General features: G+C 59.6%; 30 protein-coding genes. All 30 read right to left on the bottom strand.

Features of this window, described 5'->3' with window-relative positions; genetic code table 11:
• Positions 1-12: 12 nt before the first annotated feature.
• Positions 13-2,502 carry a hypothetical protein gene (locus ASTEX_RS01695; RefSeq protein WP_013477878.1) on the bottom strand — a complete coding sequence of 830 codons (2,490 nt, stop codon included), beginning with the start codon at positions 2,500-2,502 and terminating at the stop codon, positions 13-15.
• 9 nt (positions 2,503-2,511) lie between these two features.
• Entirely contained in the window at positions 2,512-5,466 is a 2,955-nt protein-coding gene (locus tag ASTEX_RS01690; RefSeq protein ID WP_013477877.1) for a fibronectin type III domain-containing protein, read from the bottom strand.
• A 2-nt stretch (positions 5,467-5,468) separates the two neighbouring features.
• A complete protein-coding gene (locus ASTEX_RS01685) occupies positions 5,469-5,906 on the bottom strand; it encodes a DUF6950 family protein (protein WP_013477876.1) in 438 nt (145 codons plus the stop codon).
• The gene (locus tag ASTEX_RS01680; RefSeq protein ID WP_013477875.1) at positions 5,903-6,505 is read right to left on the bottom strand and encodes a hypothetical protein; all 603 of its coding nucleotides are present in this window, start codon (positions 6,503-6,505) and stop codon (positions 5,903-5,905) included. Before ASTEX_RS01680 ends, ASTEX_RS01685 begins: the two co-directional genes overlap by 4 nt.
• 5 nt (positions 6,506-6,510) lie before the next feature.
• Positions 6,511-7,119 carry a hypothetical protein gene (locus tag ASTEX_RS01675; protein ID WP_013477874.1) on the bottom strand — a complete coding sequence of 203 codons (609 nt, stop codon included), beginning with the start codon at positions 7,117-7,119 and terminating at the stop codon, positions 6,511-6,513.
• Positions 7,116-10,067, bottom strand: coding sequence for a tape measure protein (locus ASTEX_RS01670; protein ID WP_013477873.1), 2,952 nt, complete (start codon positions 10,065-10,067; stop codon positions 7,116-7,118). Before ASTEX_RS01670 ends, ASTEX_RS01675 begins: the two co-directional genes overlap by 4 nt.
• A 10-nt stretch (positions 10,068-10,077) precedes the next feature.
• Complete coding sequence (locus tag ASTEX_RS20220) at positions 10,078-10,278, bottom strand: hypothetical protein (protein WP_041658415.1); 201 nt, start codon at positions 10,276-10,278, stop codon at positions 10,078-10,080.
• An 11-nt stretch (positions 10,279-10,289) separates the two neighbouring features.
• A complete protein-coding gene (locus ASTEX_RS01660) occupies positions 10,290-10,643 on the bottom strand; it encodes a gene transfer agent family protein (RefSeq protein ID WP_013477871.1) in 354 nt (117 codons plus the stop codon).
• Positions 10,643-11,110, bottom strand: coding sequence for a phage tail tube protein (locus ASTEX_RS01655; RefSeq protein ID WP_013477870.1), 468 nt, complete (start codon positions 11,108-11,110; stop codon positions 10,643-10,645). Before ASTEX_RS01655 ends, ASTEX_RS01660 begins: the two co-directional genes overlap by 1 nt.
• A 72-nt stretch (positions 11,111-11,182) precedes the next feature.
• The gene (locus ASTEX_RS19155; protein WP_013477869.1) at positions 11,183-11,605 is read right to left on the bottom strand and encodes a DUF3168 domain-containing protein; all 423 of its coding nucleotides are present in this window, start codon (positions 11,603-11,605) and stop codon (positions 11,183-11,185) included.
• Between the two features lie 3 nt (positions 11,606-11,608).
• Positions 11,609-12,025: a hypothetical protein gene (locus ASTEX_RS01645; RefSeq protein WP_013477868.1), complete on the bottom strand. Its 417-nt coding sequence runs from the start codon at positions 12,023-12,025 to the stop codon at positions 11,609-11,611.
• Complete coding sequence (locus ASTEX_RS01640; RefSeq protein WP_013477867.1) at positions 12,022-12,360, bottom strand: head-tail adaptor protein; 339 nt, start codon at positions 12,358-12,360, stop codon at positions 12,022-12,024. Before ASTEX_RS01640 ends, ASTEX_RS01645 begins: the two co-directional genes overlap by 4 nt.
• Positions 12,360-12,545 (bottom strand): hypothetical protein, encoded by a 186-nt coding sequence (locus ASTEX_RS01635; protein ID WP_013477866.1) that lies wholly within the window; start codon positions 12,543-12,545, stop codon positions 12,360-12,362. Before ASTEX_RS01635 ends, ASTEX_RS01640 begins: the two co-directional genes overlap by 1 nt.
• Before the next feature lie 10 nt (positions 12,546-12,555).
• Positions 12,556-12,861, bottom strand: a complete 306-nt coding sequence (locus tag ASTEX_RS01630; RefSeq protein WP_013477865.1) for a head-tail connector protein — start codon at positions 12,859-12,861, stop codon at positions 12,556-12,558.
• A gap of 73 nt (positions 12,862-12,934) precedes the next feature.
• Positions 12,935-13,372: a hypothetical protein gene (locus tag ASTEX_RS01625; RefSeq protein WP_013477864.1), complete on the bottom strand. Its 438-nt coding sequence runs from the start codon at positions 13,370-13,372 to the stop codon at positions 12,935-12,937.
• Positions 13,373-13,454: 82 nt separating this feature from the next.
• A complete protein-coding gene (locus ASTEX_RS01620; RefSeq protein ID WP_013477863.1) occupies positions 13,455-14,756 on the bottom strand; it encodes a phage major capsid protein in 1,302 nt (433 codons plus the stop codon).
• Between the two features lie 27 nt (positions 14,757-14,783).
• A complete protein-coding gene (locus ASTEX_RS01615) occupies positions 14,784-15,608 on the bottom strand; it encodes a head maturation protease, ClpP-related (protein WP_013477862.1) in 825 nt (274 codons plus the stop codon).
• Positions 15,580-16,818: a phage portal protein gene (locus tag ASTEX_RS01610; protein ID WP_013477861.1), complete on the bottom strand. Its 1,239-nt coding sequence runs from the start codon at positions 16,816-16,818 to the stop codon at positions 15,580-15,582. The genes ASTEX_RS01615 and ASTEX_RS01610 overlap by 29 nt, the downstream gene beginning before the upstream one ends.
• Positions 16,819-16,827: 9 nt before the next feature.
• Positions 16,828-18,516, bottom strand: coding sequence for a terminase TerL endonuclease subunit (locus tag ASTEX_RS01605; RefSeq protein ID WP_013477860.1), 1,689 nt, complete (start codon positions 18,514-18,516; stop codon positions 16,828-16,830).
• Between the two features lie 4 nt (positions 18,517-18,520).
• Positions 18,521-19,018 (bottom strand): helix-turn-helix domain-containing protein, encoded by a 498-nt coding sequence (locus ASTEX_RS01600; protein ID WP_013477859.1) that lies wholly within the window; start codon positions 19,016-19,018, stop codon positions 18,521-18,523.
• Between the two features lie 174 nt (positions 19,019-19,192).
• Complete coding sequence (locus ASTEX_RS01595; RefSeq protein ID WP_013477858.1) at positions 19,193-19,492, bottom strand: HNH endonuclease; 300 nt, start codon at positions 19,490-19,492, stop codon at positions 19,193-19,195.
• A 325-nt stretch (positions 19,493-19,817) separates the two neighbouring features.
• Positions 19,818-20,354, bottom strand: a complete 537-nt coding sequence (locus tag ASTEX_RS01590; RefSeq protein WP_013477857.1) for a transcription termination/antitermination NusG family protein — start codon at positions 20,352-20,354, stop codon at positions 19,818-19,820.
• 288 nt (positions 20,355-20,642) lie between these two features.
• Positions 20,643-22,208 carry a DNA primase family protein gene (locus ASTEX_RS01585; protein WP_013477856.1) on the bottom strand — a complete coding sequence of 522 codons (1,566 nt, stop codon included), beginning with the start codon at positions 22,206-22,208 and terminating at the stop codon, positions 20,643-20,645.
• Positions 22,205-23,374, bottom strand: coding sequence for a DUF7146 domain-containing protein (locus ASTEX_RS01580; protein WP_013477855.1), 1,170 nt, complete (start codon positions 23,372-23,374; stop codon positions 22,205-22,207). The genes ASTEX_RS01585 and ASTEX_RS01580 overlap by 4 nt, the downstream gene beginning before the upstream one ends.
• On the bottom strand, positions 23,371-24,078 hold the full coding sequence (locus tag ASTEX_RS01575; RefSeq protein WP_144004584.1) for a DNA methyltransferase family protein: 708 nt from the start codon (positions 24,076-24,078) through the stop codon (positions 23,371-23,373). Before ASTEX_RS01575 ends, ASTEX_RS01580 begins: the two co-directional genes overlap by 4 nt.
• Complete coding sequence (locus ASTEX_RS01570) at positions 24,071-24,400, bottom strand: hypothetical protein (protein ID WP_013477853.1); 330 nt, start codon at positions 24,398-24,400, stop codon at positions 24,071-24,073. The genes ASTEX_RS01575 and ASTEX_RS01570 overlap by 8 nt, the downstream gene beginning before the upstream one ends.
• Positions 24,390-25,133 (bottom strand): GcrA family cell cycle regulator, encoded by a 744-nt coding sequence (locus tag ASTEX_RS01565; RefSeq protein WP_013477852.1) that lies wholly within the window; start codon positions 25,131-25,133, stop codon positions 24,390-24,392. The genes ASTEX_RS01570 and ASTEX_RS01565 overlap by 11 nt, the downstream gene beginning before the upstream one ends.
• Positions 25,130-25,579: a phage regulatory CII family protein gene (locus ASTEX_RS01560; RefSeq protein WP_013477851.1), complete on the bottom strand. Its 450-nt coding sequence runs from the start codon at positions 25,577-25,579 to the stop codon at positions 25,130-25,132. The genes ASTEX_RS01565 and ASTEX_RS01560 overlap by 4 nt, the downstream gene beginning before the upstream one ends.
• Positions 25,576-26,166, bottom strand: a complete 591-nt coding sequence (locus ASTEX_RS01555; RefSeq protein ID WP_013477850.1) for a hypothetical protein — start codon at positions 26,164-26,166, stop codon at positions 25,576-25,578. Before ASTEX_RS01555 ends, ASTEX_RS01560 begins: the two co-directional genes overlap by 4 nt.
• Positions 26,163-26,744, bottom strand: coding sequence for a hypothetical protein (locus tag ASTEX_RS20215; RefSeq protein ID WP_013477849.1), 582 nt, complete (start codon positions 26,742-26,744; stop codon positions 26,163-26,165). Before ASTEX_RS20215 ends, ASTEX_RS01555 begins: the two co-directional genes overlap by 4 nt.
• Positions 26,745-26,999 lie beyond the last annotated feature (255 nt).

Raw genomic sequence — 26,999 nt, 5'->3', positions numbered from 1 at the left:
CATGTCGTCACCTTAGAACTGATTGGCGAAGAGGCCCCGCAGCTCATAGGACAGAGCTGGAAGCGCCTCATGGTCGAGGAGGATGGCGAGGTGCGTGGCACCGGCAGGCGATGCCGCCGCCGTCCATTTGGTTGGGTCGGTTGAGCCGTCGCCCTTGTAGGCAGTCGAGATTGATCGCCAAAGGAACTGACCGCCGCCCGTTCCGTCGAGTGGGAGGGTGAAGTTCTCTTCGCCCCCAAAATCCCACGTCTGTTTGAAGATAGGCCGGTTAAGGAGATCATAGCCGTCCACCACACACCAGAAGCGGCGGTAGTACAGCGTGACCGTCTCACCGGGCGCAGCTGTCGCATCAAAGATCGGCGGAAGCTTCACATAGAAGCCGCCAAGCAGGCCATGGCCGGGCTGGACAGGGATCAGGATTTGTATCCGCCCCCCGTTGCCGCGCCCATAAGGGGCCTTCTTTTCGATCTTCAAGCTGCGCTTGCCATCACCAGCCAGGACGACTGTGGCCGTGATCCGAGAGTTATCCCACTGGTCTAGGTATTCGTCGGTCGGCAGAATATCCGCGTCCGCGAAGTACGACCCTCCAATGAGGTCAATGCCGGTTTCGTTGCGACCCATGCCAGCGATAAAGGGCGTACCGGCGATGGGTTCAAAATGCCCAGCGCCGCCCAAAACGTCCATGCCGCGCGCCTCAGACAAGCCGCGTGGCCCGATGTTCGGGTTACCCTTGTTCGTCATCAGGTTCATGATGATCTGACCGGGGCCAGACATCACCATACCCTTGCCGGGGCCGTCAGGATCAGACCCGAGGTGGTAGACCTCGGTGCCGTACATCTGGAATGTGCACTTGCTGTTGTTTGTCCTGACCGGTGCACAGGGTGAGCTAAACACCGGTCCGGCCCCGAGGAAGCTGCCGCCGTGCATGATGAATGACCCGCCGTCGATCAGATCGAACAGCGGCTTATCTTCATCCTCCGGAACCTTCTGTTCAATGTGCACGCCAAAGGTTTCAATCCGCCCGGCTTGTTCCACACATGTCTGAATCGCATAGTCCAGACTCGTCCCGTAAAAGCTCAGTTGCGACGTACGGGGGTTGCGGATCAGGACCTTGCAGTTACCGAACCCGCCGCCATAGAAGCGGTTATTCTCCCCGGCGTTCTGGCCACCTTCGAAGTAGATGGCCGTATGACCAAAGTTGCCGTTGACGTTGTAGAACTGCAGCAGATAAGCGCCATCGCCCATCATAATCTGATTGTCGAAGCCGTCGATGTAGACATCGCGGGGAATAACCAGATTGCCGTCTATGTTTTTGAACGACTTCCAGCGGAAGCATGCCGGAGCGCCCGCTACCGCAGGCGGTCCCCAGAGGTAAGCCTGATTGATGCCCATTGACACCGGGTAATGGTGCTTTGAATCGTCACGGAATTCATCACCATCGCGGGTATTGAAGATCGCGCAGTTGGGAAGCCAGCGCTTAATCCCAAAGTGCTTGATATAGAAGCTGACATAGCCGCCGCCGCCGAACGTCAGCCAATCCGAGGTTTCCGCCGTGACGATGAAGTCAAACGACCCCTTGAAGGTGTGACGCCCGGGCGTAAAAAGCTTGGACATGATCTGGGCTTGGAAGTTGGCCCCGCCCTTGATCACGCTTTCGCCGCTACCCGGCCCGGCAGAGTTGAAGCCGATGCCAGCGTATGCAGGCTGATTGTTATTCAGCGGCGGGGGGAAGCCGTAGGACTGGCCAAGCTCCGCTTCAAACTCAATTTCCGCCGTGTAGTAGCCCGGCTGCAGAGTGACCTGTTTACCGAACTGGTAGAAGCGGCCCTGATCAGCGACGGGCGTCGCAGGATCAAAGGCCACCGCCTCGCCACCCGGGAACGTGACCGGGATGATTTCATCTGCGGCATACTGCGTGGCATTCACCCACCCGGCACCCGTCGTAAAATCAGCGTTTGGCACGAACTGAGTGTCATCGGTCAGCGTGCCAAGGTCTTCCCAGTGAAACCCGGAATAGCCACAGTACAGGTCCGAATTGCCCGCCACATGCACCCAAGGCGTCCATGAATCCGGGTGGGTGTTGCACATCTTGAATTCCCACTCTTCGAAGAGCTGCCCAATGCCACCGGCATCGGACCACGCTTGAAGGGCGAGGAAATCAATCTCTTGCTCCAGAGACACGGCAAAGGGGTAGACGGCCTGACACTCAGCCAAGGTCGCAAACCGGGTCTTGGCTGGCGTACTGACCTGATTACCCCAGCCCTTCGCCCCGACAGCGCCGTATTCGAACGGGGTGCGAGGCTGGGCGGTCGCCATGGCCTTCGCGGGGCAGGGGATCTTCACCACTTCGCCCGTGAAGGTGCGCAGCGGATAAAGGCCGTCACCATTAGGGCCACCGGTGACTGTACCGGTGGCCCATTCGGCGTATTCCTCACGATCCGCGCGCAGCTCATTGAAATACTGCTGTATGGTGGCAGCAGCTTCCGCAGGTGTTGTCGGCATCGACAGTCCTTAGAAGTTTACAGAGGTAACAAGAAGGTTGAGGTTTTCCATCGACCGGTTACCGGTCGCTGCGTCCCATGCGTCGGACCCCAGCCCGCCACGGTTGACGCTCAGATAGAACCTGACCGAACCGTTGGGCGGTATGACGATATCGACGCCACCCGGCACAGTGACGTTGCCCACGCCAGAGGCGTTATCGACCCCGCGCGCCACGTAAACCGGTGCGCCCCATGAGGAGGTCGCCGGGTCATAGGTCTGATACCAGACTGAGCAGTAGGCATCGACTGAGGCCGATCCAGACACCACGAAGGTGCGCGTGCCGTTGCGGATGCGCTTGCCCGGATCAAGCGCCGCCGAATTGCCCAGCTCACACATCTGGACGAAGCGCTGACGGCCAGAAGGGTAACCGGTGTACGGGGCGCAGTAGTTGCCATTGGTATCGTTGATGTATTCAACGGTCGCAAAGGCCTGCGCTTGGCTGATCAATTTCACATCGTCGTAACCCGATTGGACGGGCTGGATGGTATCGACCTGAAGCTCACCGGTCACCGTGACGTTCGGCATAGTGACCTTACCCCCCGCCGCCGTGAACAGCGGGTTTCCAGCGGTATCTTCCAGCTGGAAGACATCGAAACGAGCGCGTAGCGCACTGGCCTCGCCGGTATTGATGGCCTTGACGCTGGCAATCCTGCCGTTCACGTCCAACTGCAGTACGGCGGTGGCTACTGCCCCGGCGTCAGGCGTTACAACGACTGCCAGCTGAGAAATGATCTCAGCATACTGACCATTGAAATCGTCCATGTCGGCGCGAAGCTGGGTCAGAGATTGGACCAGCAACTTATCGTCGTCGCCATAGACAATATCCGCGTTTAGCTTCCACGCGGTGTTGCCATTTATCGCCACACCGACCAGTGCCAGCTTCTGCGCCAACGCAGATATTGCGTCTATGCGCGTCTGGATCTCTTCGGCTACGACGGCATTTACCGGCTGGCCATCCACAAACAAGCGGGCGTTCACCCAATCGGTAAGCACCTGCACATCGTAGAGATACGCCAGCAGCGTTTCGGCATTGAGGTCGATATCGGTAAGCACCTGTTGTGCGTCGCGATCCCCAACCTTCAGATCGCCAGTTGTCAGCGTGGCGATGATCAGCCGGTCGCCGAGACCATAGGCTGTCCGGTACCGGATGGCGATTTCGTACTGCTTCAGGGGCTTCAGGCCCGTGATCGTGATGGTTTTCAGCTCTTTGGCGACCGTCGCCCAGACGATCCATTCTTCGGTCCCTACTTCGCGGTATTCGACCAGAATGTCCTTCACGTCTGCGGTCTCGGTCAGACCGCCGGAAATCGTGATTGCCGGAAGCGTCCCAGATCCTGAGCCAGCATAGCCGACCTCGGCCGCCCACACGCCGACCTCAGGAACCGGTGGCGTCGTGTAGTCAGGCTTGGTCAGGCCGGGGGTCGGCGGCGGATTTGGAGTCTGCCCCAGCGCGAAGGCGTGCTTGGAAGTGGTCTCGCTTTCAACCGTCAGGATAACTTCTGCCGTATCAGCATTGGGCTGGCGGCTCTTGACGATCACAAGTTGATTGTTGAGGCCAGCCTCTGGCAGGTGAAGCGTGATGGCATCGCCGACCTGAACACCCAGCCACTTCGGCTTGAGTGTAAGGGCGATCGGGCCGAACTCCCGCGCGTTGACGATATCGTATGCCGCCAGCTGCGCCGCCTGCTGCGCATTCTGGCACATCTCATATTCCAACTCGCGCTGGCGCAGGCGGCCGTCATCGGTGACATACTGCGGCACCGTGACAGGCTTAAGGGACACAACCTCCCAATTATGGGTTTCCAGACGGCAACGCGGGATGACCGAGTTGATTCGGTCCCGCATCGGCTTGACTGAGGGGATCGAGAACGGTCCGCAGACATCATCGATCGTCACCGTACCCACAGAGGTACGGGGCGTATGGATGATGCAGGACAGAAGCGCGCCTGAAGCGATCGGCTCACAACCGACCGCCGCCAGCATCCGCTTGCCGACCACCCACGGATCTTCGAGCGAATTAAACGTGCCGCCGATCGTCCAGCCGTTGACCTGCGCCACATTGGCCGCAGCGACGAAGGCCGGGATATCGATGAAGGCCGGGTTCAGACCTGCGCCACCGACCAGCACGCCATTGTGACGCCAGCCGATATAGTGGGTCAGGGCGACGATCGGGCCGTTTTCACTATATGCCCATGTAGTCTGGTCGTTGACCCGCTGCGGGCCCGAGCCGCCGGGATAGGTGCTGTCAAACCGCGGATCATAGCAGAGCGCACCGCGGGCGATAAACCGCGGTTGAATGCCGCTCGACCACGACTTGTCGCCCTCTTCCTGCCAGAGGCTCACCCATGCATGGGCGAAGCCCTGCCCCTTGTGAGCGGCTGTCCATTCCGGAAAGCTAATGTCCCAACCTGAGGGCCATGCGGGTGCGGTCAAAGCAGTGGCCGAAGCACCGACCGCCCCGAGCGCCGTCTTCACCCACATTTTGTCTTTGTACTCGCCAGACGTAACCTGCCCAGTCGAATTGTTATAGGGGCAGGCGAACGTGTTCATCTCGACATCGATCGGGCCTGCGATCGGACCACAGCCGGATATAACTGGGAACAGGTTCGTGATGGCGTTGTCGAACTTCTTTCGCCCGGATCCAGACGGATAGCCGAGGATGTTGAAGCCCCCCACGGCCGTACGCCCGACGATCGTGTCATAACCGGCCTGCGGATCAGCCTTGAATTCAAGCTGCTGCCCACCGCCAGTTGGGGTCTTAACTGCCGCTGAGGCAACCGCCGCCGAAACTGTCGCATAGGCCGCAATCTTGATCGCGCCCGCGAGCAACGGTTTGGCGGCCGCGAATGTTTTCCACGCCGCAGCCGCGCCCTTCACCACGCTAACGGCCTTTGTCGCCAGCACGGCCCAACTTGCCGGATCCATGATTAGCCTTTCATGGGGCGAAGGCATGGCACCCGCCACGCCGTCAGAGCGCCCGTCAATTCAGAGATTGCAAAGCCTCCCTGCCAGGCATGGAGGTAGTTTTGAGCATCGAGCCGCACGGCCATGGCGGGGATCGGATAGTCATTCGGGAATGCGACGATATCGCCCATGATCGCCATGGCTGGCGGAATCCGGTCGAATTGCAGGCTGTCGAACGCCGCTTCGAGGCTGTCGAAGTTGCGATTTTTGAGGGCGCGCAATGCGCCGGCTACCGTCGAATAGGTGCCGAACTTCGAGACGGCGACCTTGTGTCCCATGTGCTTCAGGTGCCTCGCCGCCATGCGCGCACAGTCGAAGCGGCCCAGCTCGAAGGCCAAAGGCAGATAGGTGGCGATGGTAATGTCGCAGGCCTGCGCTCTGGCCAGAAGTTCGAGGCTCATGGAAGCACCGCCTTTGTCAGTGCCGGACGCGTCCCCGCCCGGCCCCACGGCGTCGAGATCCCGACGTCGACCACGTACTGAAGAAACACATCACCGGGGAAGATCGAGTTATGGAAGGCGAACGACAGGCGGCGGCCCTGATCGATCTCGAAGAAGGCGTCGAAGCCGGACACACATTCAAAGGAGACGGCATCGCCCATCAGAACGCCGCGCGTCGGGACATCGATCCGGCCGACGAACTGGACGTAGGGCGCGCCGACCACCAAGCCGGTCGCCGGGTCAAACGCGCCCCACATGGCTTTGACAATGCTGCCCTGCGCCGATGGCTGGCAAAGCGCGATCGCAACCGTTTCGTTGATGGCCGCAATGCCGAACTGGAAATCCGGCGCTTCCTCCCCGGCCCCCTCTTCAGAGAACCGGAGAGAGGACAGACCGCCGATATCGGGGTCATGGCCGACATAGACGTTGCCGCCGATGTTGAGAAAGCCGAGGCCGTCCAGAAGGCGGAACGTCTTATAGGGGTGGATGACCTCCACCGCCTTAAAGGGGTGCGCCACCGGCCCGGACAGGGCGGTGCGCAAGACGGGATCTATCGCCATGAGACTTATCTGTTTTCAGTGATAGTGATCGTCTCGAAGCTGCCAAGGCCCCACCGGTTGGCGGCAAGCCCTCGCGTATCGAGCGCGATTAAGCCCTCGATCTCAGGGGCCGCGAAGTTTAGTTCGGTATTGTCGGGGATCTGCACCCGAAGCATGGGCTCAATATTCAACGCCACCTGTCCAACGACGGACGCCGCCTTGTCGGCCGTCAAGCGGTGCAGATAGTTGACGCCATTGACTTTGAACGAGAAGTACTGGCCTTCGACCAAAAGAGCGCCGTTGTTAAAGCCATCGGCGTTGAGTGTCATACCGGCCTGACCAGCCCCATTGACACGCGGGGTGCCAACAGAGCCGGTTTGACCGAATTTAAGGACGGACGCTGGGAGCGCCATGATAGCGCCCTGCCGTTTTGCCTGACTGAGCCGCGTCGCCCACAAGGCCCCACAAGCCCCTACCCGCACCGTTGGCAAGCCGAAGCTCAGAGCGAAGCGGTCTCCCAGCCGGTTGAGACGCTGGGTGGCTCCGCCGAGGGGCGACTCCAGATCACTGCTGAAGCTGATGTCATCCACCTGCGCCAGAATGCGGTAGGGGCCGTTTGGAAGCTGCACACTCATCGTTTGCCCAATTGTCTCCGGGTACGTTGCATTTGGTTCGTTTGGGCCAGTTGCGCGCCACCCTGCGCCCCGGTAAGCGCCGCCTTCGCGCCCGTGCGCTGAATGTCTTCAACGATGTCAGATGCCATGATGGCTCCGGCCGCGTTGATGTTGAAATTCTGGACGGTCGGGATCTGGGCACGCCGGAAGGCGCTGGCAGGCGGCGGCGGCTTGGTCAGGTCGTGGACGATTTCCTTAGGGTGAATCATCGTAAGACGCCCACCCTTGCCGTCGAGACCGCCCGCACGCACGCCGCTGCCGGTGTAGCCACCGCCCTCAAAGCTCGTGAGGCTGCTCAGGAGCTTGGAAACCGCATCGCCGCCGCCGCTTGCTGCCGACGCCGTAGCGATCTGCGCCGCCATAGCGGTACCGGCTATCTGACCGGCGCTGATGATTGCGGCGGACATCGTGGCCGCCCCGGTGGCCGAAGCGGTGACGATCGCCGTAGCGGCCGCCGCACCTTGTGCCGCACCCTGAGCCGTCCCTGTCGTGGTGGCCATGGCCAGTTCTTGGCCAGCCCCGAAGACGAGGTCATAGAGCTGCTCGCCAGCTTTCTGCAGTGCGCGCTCAGCAGCCGACCCGACCATGTTTTCGAGGAAGCCCGCGAGGTCGCCGGTCGCGGCCGCGCGGATCCCTTCCGAAAAGGCTTGCCCGAACATCTGGCGCGCCTCGCCATACTTACGGGCCGTCTCCATCTGATCGGCCTCGCGTGTGGCCTGCGCAGTGTTCTGCGCCTCGGTCGCGTTCGGCTTCAGGTCTTTCAGCTCAGCGATGCGCTGATGGATATAAAGCTCACGCTCGGCCAGCTTGAGGGCCTTGTCATCACCGGACAGCTGCGCGATGCGGATCCGCAGGTTCAGTTCATCGGCCACCAGTGCCGCCGCCTGAGCCTGCTTTTGCCGGTACTCTTCGCCCGCGCGCTGGCTGGCGTCGATAATGTCGGCGATCCACTTTTCAGTTTTCTCGCGCGACTCGATCAACGCCAGAGCCTGACGCTCATAGCCAAGATGGGTTTCGGCCCGTTTCTCAGCATCGGCATAACCGGCCGCCTCATATTGGCGGCGCAACTGCACGAGGCGCTGCGCATCCTCGGCCGTCTTGATGGCTTTTGCATCAGCGCCAGCCTTGGCCTTCGCGATAGCCTCCTCGAGTCGGAGATCCTCCTGAGCCAGTTCAATGCGCTTGGCCTCGGCTGCAGCGGCCTTTGCATCATCCGCCTTGTTCGTTCCGCCGGTAGGGGCGTAAGTCTTTGGGCTAGAAACCGGGGTCACTTTTTCGGTTTGCAGCCGGGCGACCTCGGCCTCAGCCGTATCGGCCGCTTGCTGCGCCACATTGGCAGCATCTCGCAATTGCTTAGTTCGCTGCGAAACATATTTGCTGCTATTGAACTGGCCCATCGCGGCAGCAGGCGCTACGCCGCCAAGTGAGAGCGGTGCACCGGTTATCCGATCGCTTCCCTCGGATTTTGCGGCGGCTTCCTTTAGCACCTTCGCATTGTTTCGGGCATCATTTGCTCGCGTCTTGGCTTGTTCAATAGCCGCAATTCGAGCCTGCGCGGCGACCTGAAACCATGCCTCTCCCAGCTTATCCACTTGACCAGTGAGCGCCGCCAGATTGGCGATGTCAGACGGAATGCTGGAGACAAATTCTGATTTCTCTTTGCCGGCCTCTTTCGCAGCTTTTGCAGCATTTTCCTGCTCGATCCTGTAACCACGAACCGCATTTTCGGCCTTGTTGACAGCTTGTTCGTACTTGGCGGTCTCGACAGCACCGTAGGAAATGGCCGCAGCAACCGCCAATATCGCCACACCTATCGGACCACCAAAGAATGACAGAGCGCTATTGAGACCAGCAACGGCCGTTGTGGCAAGGATTGACGATCGCGTGACGCCCTGCTGCGCTGCAGCCATGCTGAGCAGAGAGAACTGATAGCGGAGGTTTGAAGCCGTAGCTGCCGTGGTCGCCACAACCCATCGCGTGCCGACGATCGCAACAGCAACCATTCCCGCCTGGACAACAACGTCGAGATTATTGGCCAGCAGTGTGATGACCTGCGCCATCCGTTGCGTTGCGGACAGACCTTGGTCTGTCTGGCCAACGTATCGGCCGAGTTGGTTGTTGAGGGTTTGCAGTGAGCCCGCGACAGTCACGACCGCACTATCCGCCTGCTTTTCGATTGCCGGAAATCCGTTGAGCAAGGCCCGGAAAAACTCTTGCGAGGTGACCTTGCCGTCCTTAACGAGCCCGGTCAGCTTCGCGACGTCTCCACCAAAGCGCTCTGAGCCTTTCGCCGCTGCCTGAAGAACGACCGGCAAACCGTCGATTAGCGAGTTGTATTCTTCGGCCTGCACCTTAGTGCCGCTGAGGACTTGACCGAGCTGTAGTAATGGACCCGACGCCGCTTCGGCCGACGTGCCTTGCACTTTCAGCGCAGCGGCAGTGCCGGAAACCAGCTGCAGCAACTCATCTTCAGAAGCACCGAGACGCTGGCGCGACAGCGAGGCTCGCTGATAAAGCTCGGCCGTAGCGTTGACCTGCAGGCCGTTACGGTTGGCGCTGTCATAAAGCGCGTCTTCAACCGCCTTCATGCGCTCGCCTTCCAGACCGGCAGCCCGCAATCGGTTCTGCAGGCCGGTGTAGCTATCAGCGTAGGCGATCACCTGTTGGGCCGAGAAGGTGCTGGCCAGCACGCCCGCGATACCACCAAGCCCGCGTCTGAATGCTTCTGTTACATCACGACCGCCACGCTCCATGATATTGGCCAGCGCGGCAGTGGACTTTAGCGCGGACTTTTCCATTTCATTAAGGCGACGGTCGGTCATATCGCGCAACTTCGTCAATTCGCGCTGAGATTGGCGCATATCGACGGCCAGCTGGAGCAGCAACGCCTCAGTGTCTTTGACGGCCATAGGTTTTCCCTTATGAGTATTTGGCGACCAACGCGTCATGCTCGTCGTCGCTAAGTGGCTTAGCCTTTGGCTCAATGCCATTTGCGGTCATCCAGCCATCAACGACCTGTCCGAACTCCCATAGGGACAGGTCATCGATTTCACGCGGACCGAGGCCCATGGCGATGCCGGTGCGATAAAAGGGGCCGAAGCGCATTTTTTCGCGCGGCAACGGTTCTTCGGTTACGCCGTCACCGCCTCGGTCTCCCCCGGCGGTTCGTCTGGGACTCCGAACAGGGCAACCGAGACGATAGCCTGTGCCAGATGAGTAAACTGGCGCTTCGGGATCTCAGGCGGATCAAAGAAGGCTTCAATCAGCTTTTGAGCCTCTGTAATGACCATTCCTCCGCCTATAAGGCCCTGAAGGATGACCTCGCGCGTGTCGTCAATGCGGTCGTGTCCGAGCGCATATCGGTTTAAGAGTTCCATCAGGCCAGCGTCACACTTTTCCTGAATGGCACGGATGCGGCCGATGGGGAGGCGGAACAAACGGTCCGCCCCGCCAAACGACAGCTCAACTTCTGCTGCGCGACTCATTAGCTTGGCGTCACATTCGCGCCGAAGGTGCCGGTAACTTCACCGTCCGATGCCAGCGACATGGTCAGTTCGGCTTTGCCACCCCTGTCACCCGTAACCTCAAAGCTGGTGAGCTTGAAAGCACCGGCAAAAGTGATGACGTTCGCGGCCGTCGCATCATCAAGAATGATCTGGATGTTTTTGCTCTCGCCGGATTTCCACCAGTTGAACAGCTTCGGTACGTCCGGCTTGTTAGCCTTGCCGCCACCGCTGACCTCGACGCTTAGGGATTCGACCTCGCGGACAATCCAAGCGATCTTTTCTAGGTCGGTACAGTCCGGCACCGTTTCGTCATTGGTCTGTGAGTTGAAGGTGATGCCGCGCTGCGCATTGATCGAGCACAGGGCGGTAAACACTTCAGTTGGCGATGCGCCATTGCCGATCTTGATCAGCAGTTTCACGCCACGCGTGAGTGAGGGGGGAGCCATGCAGGAGCCTCCTTTGAGACATGAAAAAAGCCACCCTGAAGAGGGTGGCGCTCGATCAACGATCCGAGTGGCTTAGTCTGCGGTCGTTAGATAGGTGAAAGTGACGATGCTGTGCGCGGTTTCGCCGTCGGGATCTCCCAGATGGCGCGTGCCCTCATAAGTCCAATCGTCAACGGTGAAGCCAGTAAGCATAAGCTGCTTGCGCAACGCCCGGCGGATAGCCCCCGCGATCGCCTTGGCCTTCAGGACACCCTCTTCAGGCGTCTCCTCACGCGCCCAGACGTGGACGTTGACAGTGACATCGTCTTCCTCGGAGCACTCCGTATCATCGCCGACGATCTGGTCTTCGCCGATAATGATGTGGGGATAGACGCTGTCAGGCAGCGCTTTGTTTGTGAAGATCCGCGTGGTGCCGCCGAATAGCGAGCTGACCGCCGTATTGGTGCGCAGCTCGGCCTCAACGGCCTTCTGGACCTCGGTACCGATATCCGCCATGGATTAAACCTCTCGCAGAGCCTTGCGCGCCGCTGCCTTGATGCGGCGCTTGGCCTTTTTCTTATGCAGCCGGTAGGCGGGATAAAAGTAGGGCTGGGCTGGGTTCTCAGTCGTTCCGTGCTCGACACCGACCGCATAATCGAATTCCGGCGCGTTCCCCTTCGCAGACTTACGAACCACCTTCGTAGTCGCCGGGCCGCCCGCCTTGATGACCCACAGAAGCTTGTCTGCGCGGTGCCGCTCATCGAATTTGATCGTGGATTTGAGAACACCATGATCTTCCGGAGCGAACCGCTTCATGGTCGAGACGATTTTTTCGACTTCGATCGTGCCCTGCGTACGCGCCGCATTGCGATAGACCAGCGGCACCTTGTCGAAGCGAGCCAGGACTTTGCCCTTATTGCGAAACCCTGTCTTCACCCTGAAGCCCCTCCCGATACGCCCATGCAGTTGAGGAACCCGGCTTTTCGGCCCGGTACCGCCGGGGAGGTGATATTGAAGGTCTCGCCGGTATCGACCCGTACCGCTCGCCAAGAGGCCGCGATGCGTTTGCTGTCAGGGCTTTGCATGACCGTGATCGACGCGGGCTGTTTGCCTTCGATCCGCTGCCCGACCGCCGTTTCGGATCCGCGCTGATAATCGATATCAGCCCAGACGGTGAATTGTTCGGCCCAAGCGCCACGGCGATCGCCGTTGTCGTTTAGGCCCCTCTGTTCAAACCGAAGGCGGTAAGACAGATCGCCCGAACCCGCCATCAGTCGGCAGCCTTTTCAGAGGTGGCACGACGCGGCGGGTCGATTTCCTCGCAGTCGCCGTCTGTTTTCATTTCCTCACCCCAAGCCCGCTTGACGGTCTCTTCGGTGCCTTTCTTATAGGCATAGGTGACCATCCGGTTTTCCGGGGGCGTGAAGTCGCGATCGCGCAGGAATCTGACTCGCATAATGGCCTCCTTAGACGCCGAGGTTTCTGTAAGGGTCGAGCAGGTTCGTCGCGCTGGTCGGCAATTCGGACGGCGACGCCTCGCGATTGTGGTAGAGGTCGCCCAGCACTAAGAGCGCTGCCGTTTTAAATACCGCCACCGGCCCCTCACCCACCGGCACAAGGTCGAGGTCGCAGTAATCAAGCACCCGTTGAGCGGCTGCCATGGCATAGCCGGTGATGATCACATCCTCCTCTGAACTATCCTTGCGCAGATGCTGTTTGGCTTCCGACAGCGTGAAAAGCGGACCGGTTGTAAGTACGACGACGTTGAGCATGGACTTTCCCAATGGCAGCTACGAAAAAGGCGGAGCCAAAGCCCCGCCTTTTCAGTCGATGAGATCGCCGCCGTTAGGCCTGATTGGCCTGCGGATTGTCGTAGCCGCGCGCGCGGATCACGATGGCCGAGATCGGCGTGCCCGTGCCGTGCGTGCCGGAGAAATCCGCCATGAGCTTCAGGTAGCGCTTGCCACCTTTGTAGCCGAAGCGATAGGCCTTGCCCTCGGCATGAGCGGCGGTGAGGGCCTTGATGATGCCGTTGGTAACCGCAGGCGCACCAATGATGTCAGTCAGGGTCACCGGCGTGTAGGTCACGTCGTCGTCGGAATGGGTCAGAACGAATTCGACTTTGTTCGTGCCGGAGAAGGTGATCCCGCCAGCGCCAACGCTTAGGACAATTTCGGCCGCGTCATAACCCTGAAGGTCGATGGCGGCGGAGGTTGTATCGGCGGCCAGAACGGCGGCGGCAAGAGCCAAGGCGATATTCATGCCCGAGTGGATGTCTTTCATGGGATTGCCCTTGAGAAAGAAGGAAAAGGAGCGGGCCGCGCCAGTTACGCGGGGCGGCCCATGATGACGGCTGGAGCCGCCCTTAGGCCTCGCACTTAACCAGTTTGATGGCCTCAAAGTTTTGGACGCCGCCACCGACACGCTTGGTGGTATAGAACGCCACCTTGCCGTTGACCTTGTAGGGGTTGCGCAGGACGCGGATGCCGACCCGATCAAGGATCAGGTATCCGCGCTTGAAATCACCGAAGGCAATCGGAAACTTGTTTGCGCCCAACGGATCCATGTTGTCGTCGGTGTAGACCGCCTTTTCCAGAATGGTCGCGGGCTTGCCCGCGCCTGTTGGCGGAGCCCACAGGTAATTGCCCTGCCCATCCTTCATCTTGCGAACAGCACCCATGACGCCGTCCGAGATCAGCCAGTTGGCCGCATTGCGGTAACCCGCCTTCAGGGCGTAGTAGGCATCCACGAAAACGTCGGCCGGTGCCGAAGTGGCGAACTTATCGGCCGCGCCCGTCTTCACGTAGCCGATCTTGCCCCACGAATAGCTATCGTTAGGGACGTTTTCATATGTGGTGAACCCACGAGGACGCTTGACGCCGCTACCTTTGACGTACGCAGCGCCTTCTTTTTCGGCAAATTCAATCTGGACCTCATCGGCAAGCCACTGCTCGATGTTGATGCGACCATCGTCCAGCATGGTTTGCGTAGCATAGGGCTCTGCGTAGATTTCCATGACGGTGAACTCCAGCTCGCGGAGGTTCGGCGTATTGGTCTCGGTTCGGGTGTCTTCCTCGCCAACCCAGCCCGAAGTGGTTCCGCCTTGGCCGACCAGCTTAGAATAGGTTGACGTGCCGATCGGGCGGACCGTCGCGAGCTGGCGCATAACCGAGACCGTACCGAGAACGCGATCGATGGTGTTTTCCATTTCGGTCGGGACCAGATAACCGCCGTCCGGCTTCGACTGCGTGGTCAGGCCAGCCTTGACGGACAGGTCACCAAGCGCATGCTCGCCTGTGCCTTCGCGGAAATAGGTGTTGAACGCTTCGCGGTGAGCGTTCGCGTCTACGGACGAGACGCCACCCGCGCCAGAAGCGGCGGCCATCTTGAGGTTTAGTGCATCGAGATCCTTCTGCGTGGTGGCCAGAACGTCTTCGAGCTTGGCCATCTTCTCGGCGTGAAGGGCATCTTTGGCCTTGGCGTCGGCCTCGGCGGTGGCCTTGAATTCAGCCCACGCGGCCTGAATTTGCGCGACCTTATCGGCCGGGGTGTCGGCGCGAACCGCCAAAATGCCACGTACGCGCGGCGGGGTGACTTCCGAAGAACGGGCAGCGGAGAGAGCGCACACGGCCGCGCTGGCCGCGATGAGCGACTTGGTTTTGTGCATCAGTTTAACTTTCTGAATGGGGTGGGGTTAGATCGACGCCAGCAATGCGGACATTGCGGCATCTAAGTCGTCGCCAGCGTTACGCGTGGTCGCAGCGGCAGCGTCTTGCGTGCCGGTTGCCTCCCTCAGCAGACGACGACGCTCGGAACGCGGCATCTTCGCATCGGAAAGGATGTGGTCGAGACGCTGGCGCGCATTGAGCTGCGCGCGGGCGTTCGCTTCGGAGGGAGCCGGATCGTCGGTTGTGCCGTCCGCGAAGCCCTGCTTCACGGCTTCGGACGCTCTCAACCACGTCTCCTTGTCCATCATCGCCTGTATGTCGGCGAGATCGATGTTGGAGCGGTGCTGGTAGATCTCGGCCATAGCCAGGTCGAATTCGTCAAACGTTTCAGCCGCCGCCCGCATTTCGTTGCGGTTGCCGACGACGACGCCCCACGCATTGTGGATCATGAGAAACGAGCCGGTGGCCATGACCAGTTCGTCGGCCGACATAGCGATGATCGAGGCAGCGGACGCCGCCATGCCCATAACCTTAACGGTGACCTTGGCTGGATGCTCGCGGAACAAGTTATAGATCGCGAGGCCTTCGAACATATCGCCGCCGCCCGAATTAATGCGGACTTCGACGGGGTTAGGGCCGATCGACCGCAGAGCAGCTGCTGCGCGGGCGGCCGTGAAGCCGCCACCATCCCAATAATCATAACCGATATAGTCATAGATCGAGATGGTGGCGTCGCCTTCGTTCTCGGCGGCCTGAGGTGTCCACTTGGCGAGAACATCGCTAGGGACATCCCAATCATAGTGGTCAGGGCGATTGAACGCCTTAACTTGAGGGAGTTTTCGGAGGGACATTCAGGTTTCCTTGTCCGGTTGCGAGGGTGTCGCCGTCTTTGTGTCGGCCGTCGCCGGTCAGGCGGCGGATTTCGTTGGCCGTCTTCCAGCCCTTTGTGCCGGGGCCACCGATGGCTTTTGAGAAGAACTCGGCCTGATCCTTCATCGAGCCGCGCAGCAGCTCGCTTTCGTCAAAATCGAGATGGATGGTTTTGCGGTCTTTCGGCGTGAGCAGAGACATCCGACCACGCTTTTCCCAAGCCGTGAACCACGGCATGAGGGCGTATGTGACGAAGAATATCCCGAGCTGCTCGATACCCGAGCCCCACGAGGTGTCATCCATCATCATCAGCGGCCGGGGCACGCCAAAAACGCGCGAAACCTCTTCGACCTGATGCTTGGAGCGCTCGATTTGCTGGCTTTCGCGCCCCGACTGCTGCCACGGCGTGGCCGTCATGCCTTCCTGTAGGACCAGCCATTTCCCGGCGTTAGCGATGCCGGTTCGGTTCTCCATGCGCTTACGGAGCTTGCCTCGCGCGTCATCGGACAGCTTACCGGGATGTGATAGAACGCCCCCCGCCGCCATGTTGTTGCGGAAGATGTTCACCGCCGCGTCTTCGGCGTCCTTGGCAAGATTGATCGCTCTCGCCGCCTGCCGGATGCGGCTCAGACCGTTCAACCCATTCCACGACAGGCCCCGAAGATGGAAGATTTCATCTGCTGGGATAGTGCTACGCGGCCCTCGGTACACTGGCGAGCCCCCTTCGAGGGTCGCCGTTACATCATCTAGCGGAAGCAAGCCGCTGATCCGGCCACTTCCGGTCTTGACGATTCGGGCCAAACCGTCGCCATCCACCAGCGCCCGCATCTGCATCCATTGCTTGAACTCAGGCGCGGTCTGAAAATGATTGGGCTGATCATTGAGGATCTCGAATAGCGGGTGGTCGATAGCCTCAATGATTTCGCCGTCGGGCCGGGTTTGCATGGGCCGGAACGGCAATGCGGCAATCACAGCTGAAGTGACATCAACTGCGCGGAAAACAGCTGTGTTGAACAGCGCCTGCTTCGAGCCAGAGCCATTCTGGTCCGCGCGGATGTATTCTTCCAGGTCTGGATCATCCAGACCGCGAAACACCCGGCCGCCATCATCATACGCCGCCTGTGGCTGGAGGCCCGAGCCCAGATCGGCCCCGAACATCCCTTCTAGGCCGAAGAAGCTGAGTAAGTTCACAGTGTGTCCTTAAATAAAGATATCGTCGTCGTCTTCATAGACCGACCGGCCAAAGGCTTCAGGGTTCCAACTCAGGAGGATGGTGGCGCAGAAAGAGGCGACCAGCGGGTCGATCTTTGCCCGGCCAGAAATCTGCTTCGTGATCATCGGCGAGTTGCCGGTGATGATCACCTTGGCATTACCGACGCACCAATTCATTAGGGTCAGGCCACTGTGGATCAGCGTACCATCACTCAGCTTGCGCTCGAGACCGAACAAAGCCGGTGCCAGCGCCACACCTTGCCGCAGCCGAAATATCAGCTCATCCGGTATGCCCCGACGCAGCAGCTCTTCAATGATAGCTGCGATGTTGTTGGGGTCGATGCCGATACCTTTTTCTTTCGGCAGAAGCCCGGCCTCGTAGACCTGCACCACGATATCAACGAGCAGCTCAACATCATTAGGGACCTTGGCGAACGTCAGAGAACCCTCTTCCTCGAAATCTTCGAGATTGGCGACGATATCCTTGCGGATCTCCTTTACACTCGGGTTGGCGAAGGCGTGGTTCCACATAAGCCACTTCCGGGTTTCACGCTCTCGGCCCATGACGGAAATACCGAGCAAATCATCCAGACCGCCACCGTCGATACCGATCGTGCAGACCTCGGAACGCCGTATGACCTCTTGCAGGGTAAGGGTCGGATCGGCCTGCTCTTCCCAATAATCAGCGCCACGCCAACCATCATCAGAAATACCGACACCGATTTCGATATTGAGGTGCTGAGAGGCCCAGATTTTGACCTCGGCAATGCCCTTTTCTTTTTCCGAGTGCCAGTCCTCGACAAGACTGTCGAGGTGCACCGATCGGCCAAGGTTCGGCATAACCATCGACCAGTTTTCCGGGTTTGACCACAGCTGCTCTTCAGCTGCGATATCCGGTGGAAACTCATACAGAATCGGCAACATCGGCCGGATGATTCGGTCGCGCATGTGGCCATCGCGGATCCGCTTGGCCAGCTTCAGCTCCGATTTGAACGCACCAACCGGCTGCTCATCGCTTTGCGTCGTCGTAAAAAGCAGCAGCCCTTCAGGGGTTTTTTCGAGCCCCCCCCGGATTTGGCGCAGCACCTTTGTGGTGTGTTGGTTTTTGCCGAGCAGGTGAAGCTCATCGACCATCGCCATGAACAGGATGGCACCGGTGAGAATGTTGACATCGAAGGTCTTCACGCACAGCTCGGAGCCGTTGGACAGATCCTCAATTTTCTTCTGGTGGTCCCGTGTCCGGAACCGGCGCTTCAGGTCGCTCGAGGCCTCGATCATCCCCGCCGCTTTTTCATACGCGGTGTCAGCGATGCGCTGAGTCGGGGCCACGAACAGCGCTTCGGCGTTGGGTCGGCGGTTCATGATCATACCTGTGATCATCAAACCGGCTGAATAGGTCGTTTTGGATTGCCCCTTAGGGAGCATGGCAAAGAAGTCGCGGATCATCCGCTTTCGAACATCGGGGAACCACGACCCGAATACGACCCTCACCAGTTCGATGAACCAAGGCCCGCAGGCATCGACCATTTTCGGCTGGTCCGGTACGTCCGGCAACTGGAGCTGCCCGAAGATCGCTACGGCCATCTCAGCTTCAGCTGCATTCAGCGGTAGATCGGGAATGAGCGACCGACCATTGCGAATTCGGTCTTCCCAATCTGGACAACTCAAATCCCACATGGGCTCAATTCATCTGCTGTTGCCGCTGCGCCATGAGCTGGCCGAGAAGCGAACCTGTATCCGGCGCAGCCGCATCGAGTAGCGCCTGTTCCTTTTTGCCAAGCTTCGGCTTGGCCGTGGCCTTGGTACTGGCGCTCGCCTTCGGCTGTTTCACCGGCGCAGTCTGCCCGTAGAGCATGAGGTCGTTCTTCTCGACCAGTTTACGGAACTCTTTGATGGCAGACACGCTGCCTTCCATGACGCCGGTCCAAAGCTGCATCGAGACGGTCGCCTCCATCCGGTCGCGGGCCTCGTCTCTGAATTTCAGTTCGCGAAAATAATGCTTACGCAAAGTCGGCGGCGTGATGTGCATGGCACTGGCGATGCGATCATTCGACCACCCAAGCGCCAGTAACATCATGACTTTATTACGGTTTTGGTTAGTCGGGATATGTTCCGGCCGCCCAGCCTTCCCATACCCCTCGGGGATTGGGTCGCCAAACAGGTCGAAATTTTCAGTCATCAGAAAAAAAACCTCTGAATGGGGGGGATGCGGGTCTGGAGGCCGAGGGGCTCTGGGACTTTTACCCCCCCCTCGGCCCGCGCCGCCCGGCCCCCGACTAGTCCGCGCGCGGATCGCCCGCCGCCTTTGCCTCAGCGTTCAGCTGATCAGCGCTTTTGTTGAACAGGTTCATGGTCAGTACCAGATGCCTCTCTCATTCACGCTGGCCTGTTCGTCAGCCTGCTTTACCTTGTCGTGGCAGGGCGACTTGCACAGCGTCTGGATGTTGTTGATGTCAAAGAACAGGGCTTCACTGCCTCTATGCGGCTCTTTGTGGTCAGCCGTTGGGCTGTCAGGCGCGGGGTATTTGCCGCCGCATATGCGGCCGCACATCTGGCAGGTGTAAAGGTCCCGGGTGTGCGCCTCTTGTTTCAGATCAGCCCATTTGGCTGTGTTGTACCACTTGCGCCAAGGGCCGCCGCGTGGACGTGACATGTATGGTTGACCGGCTTGCGAGGGTTTGTCGGTTCTCGTACCCCAAGAACTAGGGCGGCGCTGCCCGACAGTTGATACGATCACCCTCGCCCGTCCCGAGCACCGGTCGGTCTCAGTGAGGATTGCAACGCCTTGACCATGGGTAGAAATGCAGAAGGCCCCGCCGGTTGGGCGAGGCCTTCTGATTTTTGACAATAGCATCCGCAGGAGCCCTCAAGCACATGGCGATCGCCAAAGTGTGAGGTTCATGATGTAGCGGTCTGGAACAAGGCCGTAGTTCGCCCGGAACGCACCGCAACCGAGGCGTCACGTGAGGATATGTCCCTCACAGACCAGCCGCCCGATCCAGCCCTACAATCAATCGAGAGGAGCCGTTCATGAAGCTGGATAAGGCAGCGCACCGATTCGTGTCAATAGGGTCTGATAGAACCACCTCTAACAGCCCGCCTAGCGTCTTGATGCGATCACCACGGCGGAAAGCTTTCCCTTCGTTTTTGAATGGGAGGAAGCCATCAGCCTCTTTGGCACGGTGCGCCTGGACTACGGCGTCGAGAACGGCCCGCTCGTGGACGCAAGCCAGCCCCTGAAGACCGAAGAGCGAAAGAGGCGAGCGGCCTTCCAGCGCACGGACAAACACATAGTTCGGATATAGGGCGAGCGGCACCAGCACCGGCGCTTCCTGCCCCGCGATCTTCCGGCGCTTGGCGATCATCGGTCGGTAGCCTTCGTATCCGATACCCTTCAGTTGCGACAACACTACGGCCTCTTTTTTGGCATAGGTGGTTACGATGAGCCACGCCCGGCTCTCTCCGGCGGCGCGGAGGGCTTCTTCCCGGTAGGTGGCGGCGGCTTGCTTTTTCATTCTGGGAACCCTTCTTTTTTTAAAATCAAAACTAAAATCAAAAACTAGACTGAACAGACCGAACAGTTACGGGTCGTGGTGTCGCGCATCCGCACACCTCTTCCATTCCTCGCCGGGATTGTTCGGACTGTTCAGACTGTTCATTTCCACAATGTTTACAGCCGTTTAGCTTCTGAACAATCCACGCCATTCTGAACAATCATTGTTCGTTTTCCAGAGGCAGCCCCTCTTCTCACCCCTCACGGGTAGGGCTGAAATGTTCAGACTGTTCGTTACTGTTCAGTCCTCTCACTCGAAACCATCCATTGAAAACGGGTCCGACTGAGCGCCCGCCGGGGCCTGAGAGAAACTATTAGCGGTCGGGCGAGGGCCGGTTTCGGCAAGCGTTTTGAGGCGTATTGGCTTCCGGGTCTTCTTCCCGTCAGACAGGCGCGGCCCGAGCAGTATCTGACGTTGCATGAGGGCGTCGCCAAAGGCGCGGACTGACATCGGTCGATCATGCCCGTTCTCTTCCGCCCAAGCCTTGTAGCTGTTGTACAGCACGGTAGCGCCCGTCACGGCGTCGCCAGCGGCTTCACCGTAAACGCAAGATTCATCAAGCCAGTCGCCGAATGGGGACGAGGTCTTGCGATAGTTTTCAAGAACCGCCCTCACCTTTTCCGGCGGCTTAAGCCCTTGTTCCAACCAGTCGCCGACGCCCGCAATGATCCAGTTGAGTATGCCGGGGAATTCGGCCTTAAGCTTCTCCGGAAGGCGCTTATCACGCTGATCCTCTGGCACCTGATGTTCAAACATGATGACGTTCATGCGCCGCCAGATGCCGTCGTCATCACCTTTCACAACAGGGAGAGCGTTACACATCATCCACAGGCGGCCCTTGGGCACAAACTCAAAGTTTTTGCCTTGGATCTGTCGCGCCGAATACGGATCGCCACCCGTCCAACCCTTTATCAGGCCTTCATTGAGCTTGGCACCACGCGGTGGCTCAGCAAGCAACACGAGCCGGGTTTCGCCAGCCAGCCGCACCAACTCAGGCTGCGGGCCGTTAGGCGATGCCTGCCCCGTGTCAAGGAAGGTTTCGACCTTGGCCGAGGCACCATAGCCACCCGCCATGTCACGCAGCGCGTTCATGATGGTAGACTTGCCATCGGCACCTTTCCCCTGAAGAATGAAGAACCCTTGCTCGAAGATTTCGCCTGTAAACGCGTAACCGCAGGCGCGTTGCATGAATGCACGCACTTCTGGGTTACGGAGCGAGGTCGCCACCAGCTGCTCAAACTGCGGAGCTTTAGCTTTTGGATCGTACTCAGTATTGGCAATCCGCGTGATGCGATCGCCGGGATCGTGCGGCCGGAGGTCGGCCTTCAGGCCCTTTTCGGTCTGCCGGAGCCAGACGGTGCCATTGCGCACGTTGAAGGCCATCGGCGCGCGGTCAAACTCTTCAATCTCGATCGAGAGATAAGGCTCGGCTTGTTTCAGCATCGCAGCTGTCGAACCGGCCTGACCGAGGCTGTCTAAATACCGCTGAATGTCCGCCGGAGCCCGACCATGCTTATCCATGATCGCCGTCATGACCTCAGGGTCGCGCATGCGCTGGCTGACCATGTGCGCGGACTGTCGGGCGAGCTGATCGCCAAATGTGATATCCCAGTGCTTGCCGTTAAAGGCGATCCAGCCTTGGCCGACAAGGTTCAACAGACGGCACCGCTTAATGTCGGGCTTCACCGTATCCTTATCGATATGGCCGCCCATGATCCGTATGAGCCGCAGAGCGTTACCGAAATCATTCAGGTCGTAAGCCGCCAATTCCTTCGCTGAAGGTTCAGCCGAAAGGGCGTGATCTTCCAAACTCATATCCCCTGCCTTTCACGCAACAAGTCGTTGAAATCCATTCCCGCAGACGGAGCTACAGGATCCGCCTGGACGCCGGTTTGACGCCAAGCCGCCGCTGCCAGCGAACCGCAAACGCGCGCCCGCTCGATACCGGTCAAAATTCGTGTGGTTGTGCCGCCCTTTAGAGGGTTGCGGATCTTCACCGGCATAGGCGACATGTCCGCATCGCAACCGATGAAAACCCGCGTCCAACCCTGAGACGGCCATGTGAACGCTGATCCCGGTACGCCCTCAGGCATGTCCGGATTGACGCGACCGTATTTGTCGGGCTGAAGCTGACCCTGAAGCCGGTTGAGGCTCAGGGCCGCCACCACAAGGGTCATGCCGCCATGGAGCACGGCCATGGACAGGGCGGACTCGATACCTTCAGCGACAACAAGATCCGAAGCCTCCGGCATTTCGGAAGGCGGTATCAGCCAAGCCCCGCCGGGGCGGCCGTTGAGAGACTGCGGCCCCATCATGCGTTTGGCGCTCTTGCCCTCCGGCACGATCGCCTTTCCGTACCCGTCGCGGCTTAGATAGGTGACGTGAATGCCGCCGGTCCATTTGGGCTTGCCGTCATCGGCAGGTACCACGACAAGCGCTATCATCGCCGGAAAGGTGACCGGGTTGTGCTTCGGCCCGGAGAAGTAGACGGCCGGGTGAAAATACAGGTGTTTGACGGCCGTGAGCAGGACGCGGCCGGAGAGCCCGCGCGACATCAAATAGCGCTGCACCAGTGTGCCGGCCGCCGTCCTCAGATCGCCACGCAGCTCACGCGCGTAGATAGCCGCCGATGACGGCTCATCCGGAATGACAGTAAAGACCTTGGGCTTCGGCTTGTAGTCGGCAGGCACATCGCCGACCAGACGCTTAGCTGCCGCGATAGTCGGCTCGCCCGCTACTCCGTTTATCAGGCGCTCGAGTTCAATCACATCGCCATGCGCGTTGCAGACGTAGCAGTTGAACGTCTTCTTTCGGACATTCACCTCAAAGGCATAGCTCGATTTCTTCTTTTGGCCCTGACCACACAGCGGACAAGGCCCCCGGCGTTTGACGCCGCCACCAACCAACTTGACGCCCGCCACCTCTTCGATCGAGGCCAATTCCTTAGCGAACGCAAACAGATCCCGCCCTTCCACCATCATATCCGGACATCCTCCGGCCTCTGATGGCGGGTGCGAGACCCCGGCGGTATAGGCTTCACCACGGGCGCGCCTGTGTAGCCACGCCGGTAGTGGAACCATGCGTATTCCGTCGCCGTAGACGCTTGCGGATCATACCGGCCGAGCACCATAGGTACCCGCTCAATGCACGGAAGGAGAGTTGTCAGGTTCCCGACCGAATTGTTGAAATGGAGGTCGTGGCGCGCGGCGGTGTTCAGAAATGACAGACGGCACAGCAGAATCACGTCAGCCGCAATCTCTAATCCGCGCTGCACGAAGTCGGCAGCCAGCTTAAACGGGGGATTAGTGACGACGACATCGACGCCGGGATAAGTGACGCCCGGAAACAGGAAGTCGCCGACCGCAAAACCCTTAGCCGGATCATGCGCGTAGATATCCTGCCCGCGCACCTCAAAGCCGCGCTCAAGGCCGATCTGGCGGAGCGGCTCATAGATGTGGCCGCGACCGGCCGCAGGCTCAAACACACGCTGGAGCTTGGGATCTTGAAAGACGGACGGCATCTGCTCGGCCATCGCCCGAACGGCCCAAGGCGGAGTTGGGAAATACTCGAGCTTCAGCCACAGAGCCTCATCTTCCTCGCTAACGAAGAAGTCCCGCTGACTGCGGGCATCGGCATGGCGACCAACGCCTTCCATGACATGTACGGACGCGGTCCCTCTAACCACGGGACACCTGCGCTTGCCGCACTTCGGCCCATGCTTCGCAGCGCTTCAGGACCTCATCGGCCAGACGGTGCAGCTCATCGAAATAGCGCGACGGGGCCACCGACTGTGCAGCGTCAAGCGCGCACTGGATCAGCAGGTTGCAGACATTGCCACGATCATTGATACCGAAGACCCGACAACGACCGACGCCTATGGCAGCCCGTTGCAGCTCACGCCAGCTCTTGCGCTCGCCGGTAGCACAGGCGCGCGCCAACTGGGCCAGTTCGCGCCACTGGCCAGCCTCATAGGTGGTAGGTTCATGGAACTGGTGATCACGCGACATTCTGAAACCCCACCTTTGGCAGGTAAGAACGACGCACATTGTGAATGTCATAAGGCTCGCTGATGCGCCCAAGCGTACGGGGCACCTTTGACGTATTGGAACACCCCGAGCAGTAGGGCTTGCGGAATCCGGCCACTGGCAGACCGCAGAAGACAGCTTCCCCATCTCGCTCACCCATCGGCGACTTGCACATGCCCTTATCAAGCGCGAGAAGGCTCACACCCTCCCCGGCACTCAGTTGCGCAGGTGGCGGCGGTGGGGTTGCCGGAATAATCGGGCCTCGCAGCAAGCTGATCGCAAGGCGGGCGGTTTCATTCCTCTCAACGGACGAGCGTGTCAGGCCCATATGCCTCAGCTTTGAGGCAATCGCGTCAGCCTGACGATCATAGCCCGCAACTTTGAGCGTCTTAGCGATCTGCGCCGCGCTGTGGCCGTGGTCAAAACCACGGCTGAGGATGTTCTTTTCATCGTCAGACCAGACCGTGGATTTAGCCAAGACCCGTTTGGGCAGTTTCGGCTTGGACGGCTGGCGAGTTGATTTGGGTTCACCCTTAGACCCGCTTAGCCCGGCACGATGCATGATGCCGATAACTGAATTCCGCGAAGGCGTGAAACCCGGGCCCTTGATCATCCCGGCAATCTCACGGGCGCTGTAACCTTCCTTCCAAAGTGCAGCTGCTCGTTCCCGGCGCTCATCAGACCAACCGGCACGTGGTTCCCCTGCCTTCATCATGCGGCACCTCCATTGACGCTTTTCATGAGACGCAGCCCCGCTTCACTCAGGTGCTGCAGTTCTTTCAGGATGCGGGCCTTTTCACGCCCCTCGACGCGGCCATCGGCGAACGCCGCGCCGACCTCGGCCATGACCTCGCCGAACTCCCGGGCGAGGTCCGACACTGGCCCCATCAGCTCAGCAGCGGAGGCATCGCCGTTATCGATCGGCACCAAACGCATGCCCGAACGTTCGGCCAGGTCGGCGGCCAGTACAGGTGTGAGGCGGCTCAGACGCCGGGCGTGGTCGTACGACAAACGCACCCGCTTATCGTCGGTGCGCAGCCAGTCGCGGACGGTCTGTTCCGGAAGTTCAAGTTCGTCGGCAACGACGGCAGGCCCACCGCAGTCGTTGACCGCGCTTTGCAGGACGCCCTCGAGCAGCAGAGGATTGCGGAGTTTGGTCACTGCGCACCCCGATCGCCCGCCCCGGCGTTGCCACCGGAGCGGGTTTCTTCTCCCGTAGACCGTGTGATACGGTCCGAGTCGCCAAACACAGGAGAATCACTATGAGCCGATACAGTCACGTAACGTCCGGCATGCACGGGGACGAGACGGATCCAGTCAAACTTCGTTTGATAGACGTTGAGCTTCGTCTCGAAGCGCAGGAAAACATCGTGCGCGCGCTCTATGCCCTTTTCATTGAAAACTCGGCCCATCCCGATAAGAATGCCAGCGTCCTTGAGCTTATCGCCAAGGATGGAGTGACAGACCCCAAGAAGATCGCGCTTCTGGATAGTGCCTTTGAAGTCCTCCGTTCCGCGAGGCCTGCGTAAAGCCCTCAATTCGGCGAAGTAGGCATCAATCTGCCGCTTCGCCCGTAAGGCCCGCAATTCGGCGAAGTAAGTGTCAATCTCCTGCTTCGCCGCTTTCGCACTAGTGGCCCCATTGCTCCCAGTAACTTCCGCACGCTTCGCTAAAGGAGCGCCAAGTGCGGCCCGGCTTCCGTTGAATTCGCGCACGTACGCGCGCCGGTTAAATGTGCCGCGTGTCATTGCGCGCTCCCCGCTTCCAAGTTTTCAGAATCTATTTGGGTGGTGGCGAAATCACCCGCCCCGGCGTTGCCACCGGAGCGAGTTTCTTCTCCCGTGGACCGTGTGATACGGTCCGAGTCGCAACACTCAGGAGAATTAGAATGACCAGCCAAGCTGAGCTTGAGGCCGAAATCTGGCAATTGAGCAAAGTTGTGTCCGAACTCAGAAGCGACATTGAGACCAAGGATCTCGACTGGCAGGTCAAAGCCGACCTCGCGCGCGCGGAAGAGGCTAATCGCATGCAAGAACGTTTGATCGCTGCGCTTGCCGGTATCCTGTTCAGCGAAAGTAGCCCCTTTCACAACGGGAAAGGCCTTTTTAGAGACACTTGCCTCAACGGTCTCAGAGAGGGGAGCGACGACCGGCGAGCCATGGAGGCGCTTCTCGCTCGAACGGGATTTGAGTAGGGCCTTTCGCTCAGCAATCGTCGCCCGGATCCCTGCAACTTCAGCCCGCACCGTCGAAAGAGCCTTCAGCATGGCGCGGTTTCTGTTGAATTCGCGCACGTACGCGCGCCGGTTAAATGTGCCGCGTGTCATTGCGCGCTCCCCGGTTCCAAGTTTTCAGAATTTATTTGGGTGGTGGCCGGAGCGTCGCACTGCGATGAACTCTCTTGGATCAAAGCGGCTAAGCCAGCTTGCGCCTTCTCAAAATTTTTCAGGGTCGGCGATATCTTGCCAGACCGCCAACGCCACCAGTTGGTTGCGTGCAGTCCGCCACGCGACAAAGCATCTTGAGGCGCGACCTTAGCCGCACCGCACTGCCGTTCAAATTCAAGGAGCAAATCGGTCATG

Source organism: Asticcacaulis excentricus CB 48 (assembly GCF_000175215.2).
In the GTDB taxonomy this organism is placed as follows: domain Bacteria; phylum Pseudomonadota; class Alphaproteobacteria; order Caulobacterales; family Caulobacteraceae; genus Asticcacaulis; species Asticcacaulis excentricus.
Note: the sequence above shows the minus strand (reverse complement) of the source record. Positions and strands in the feature narration are given on the sequence as shown.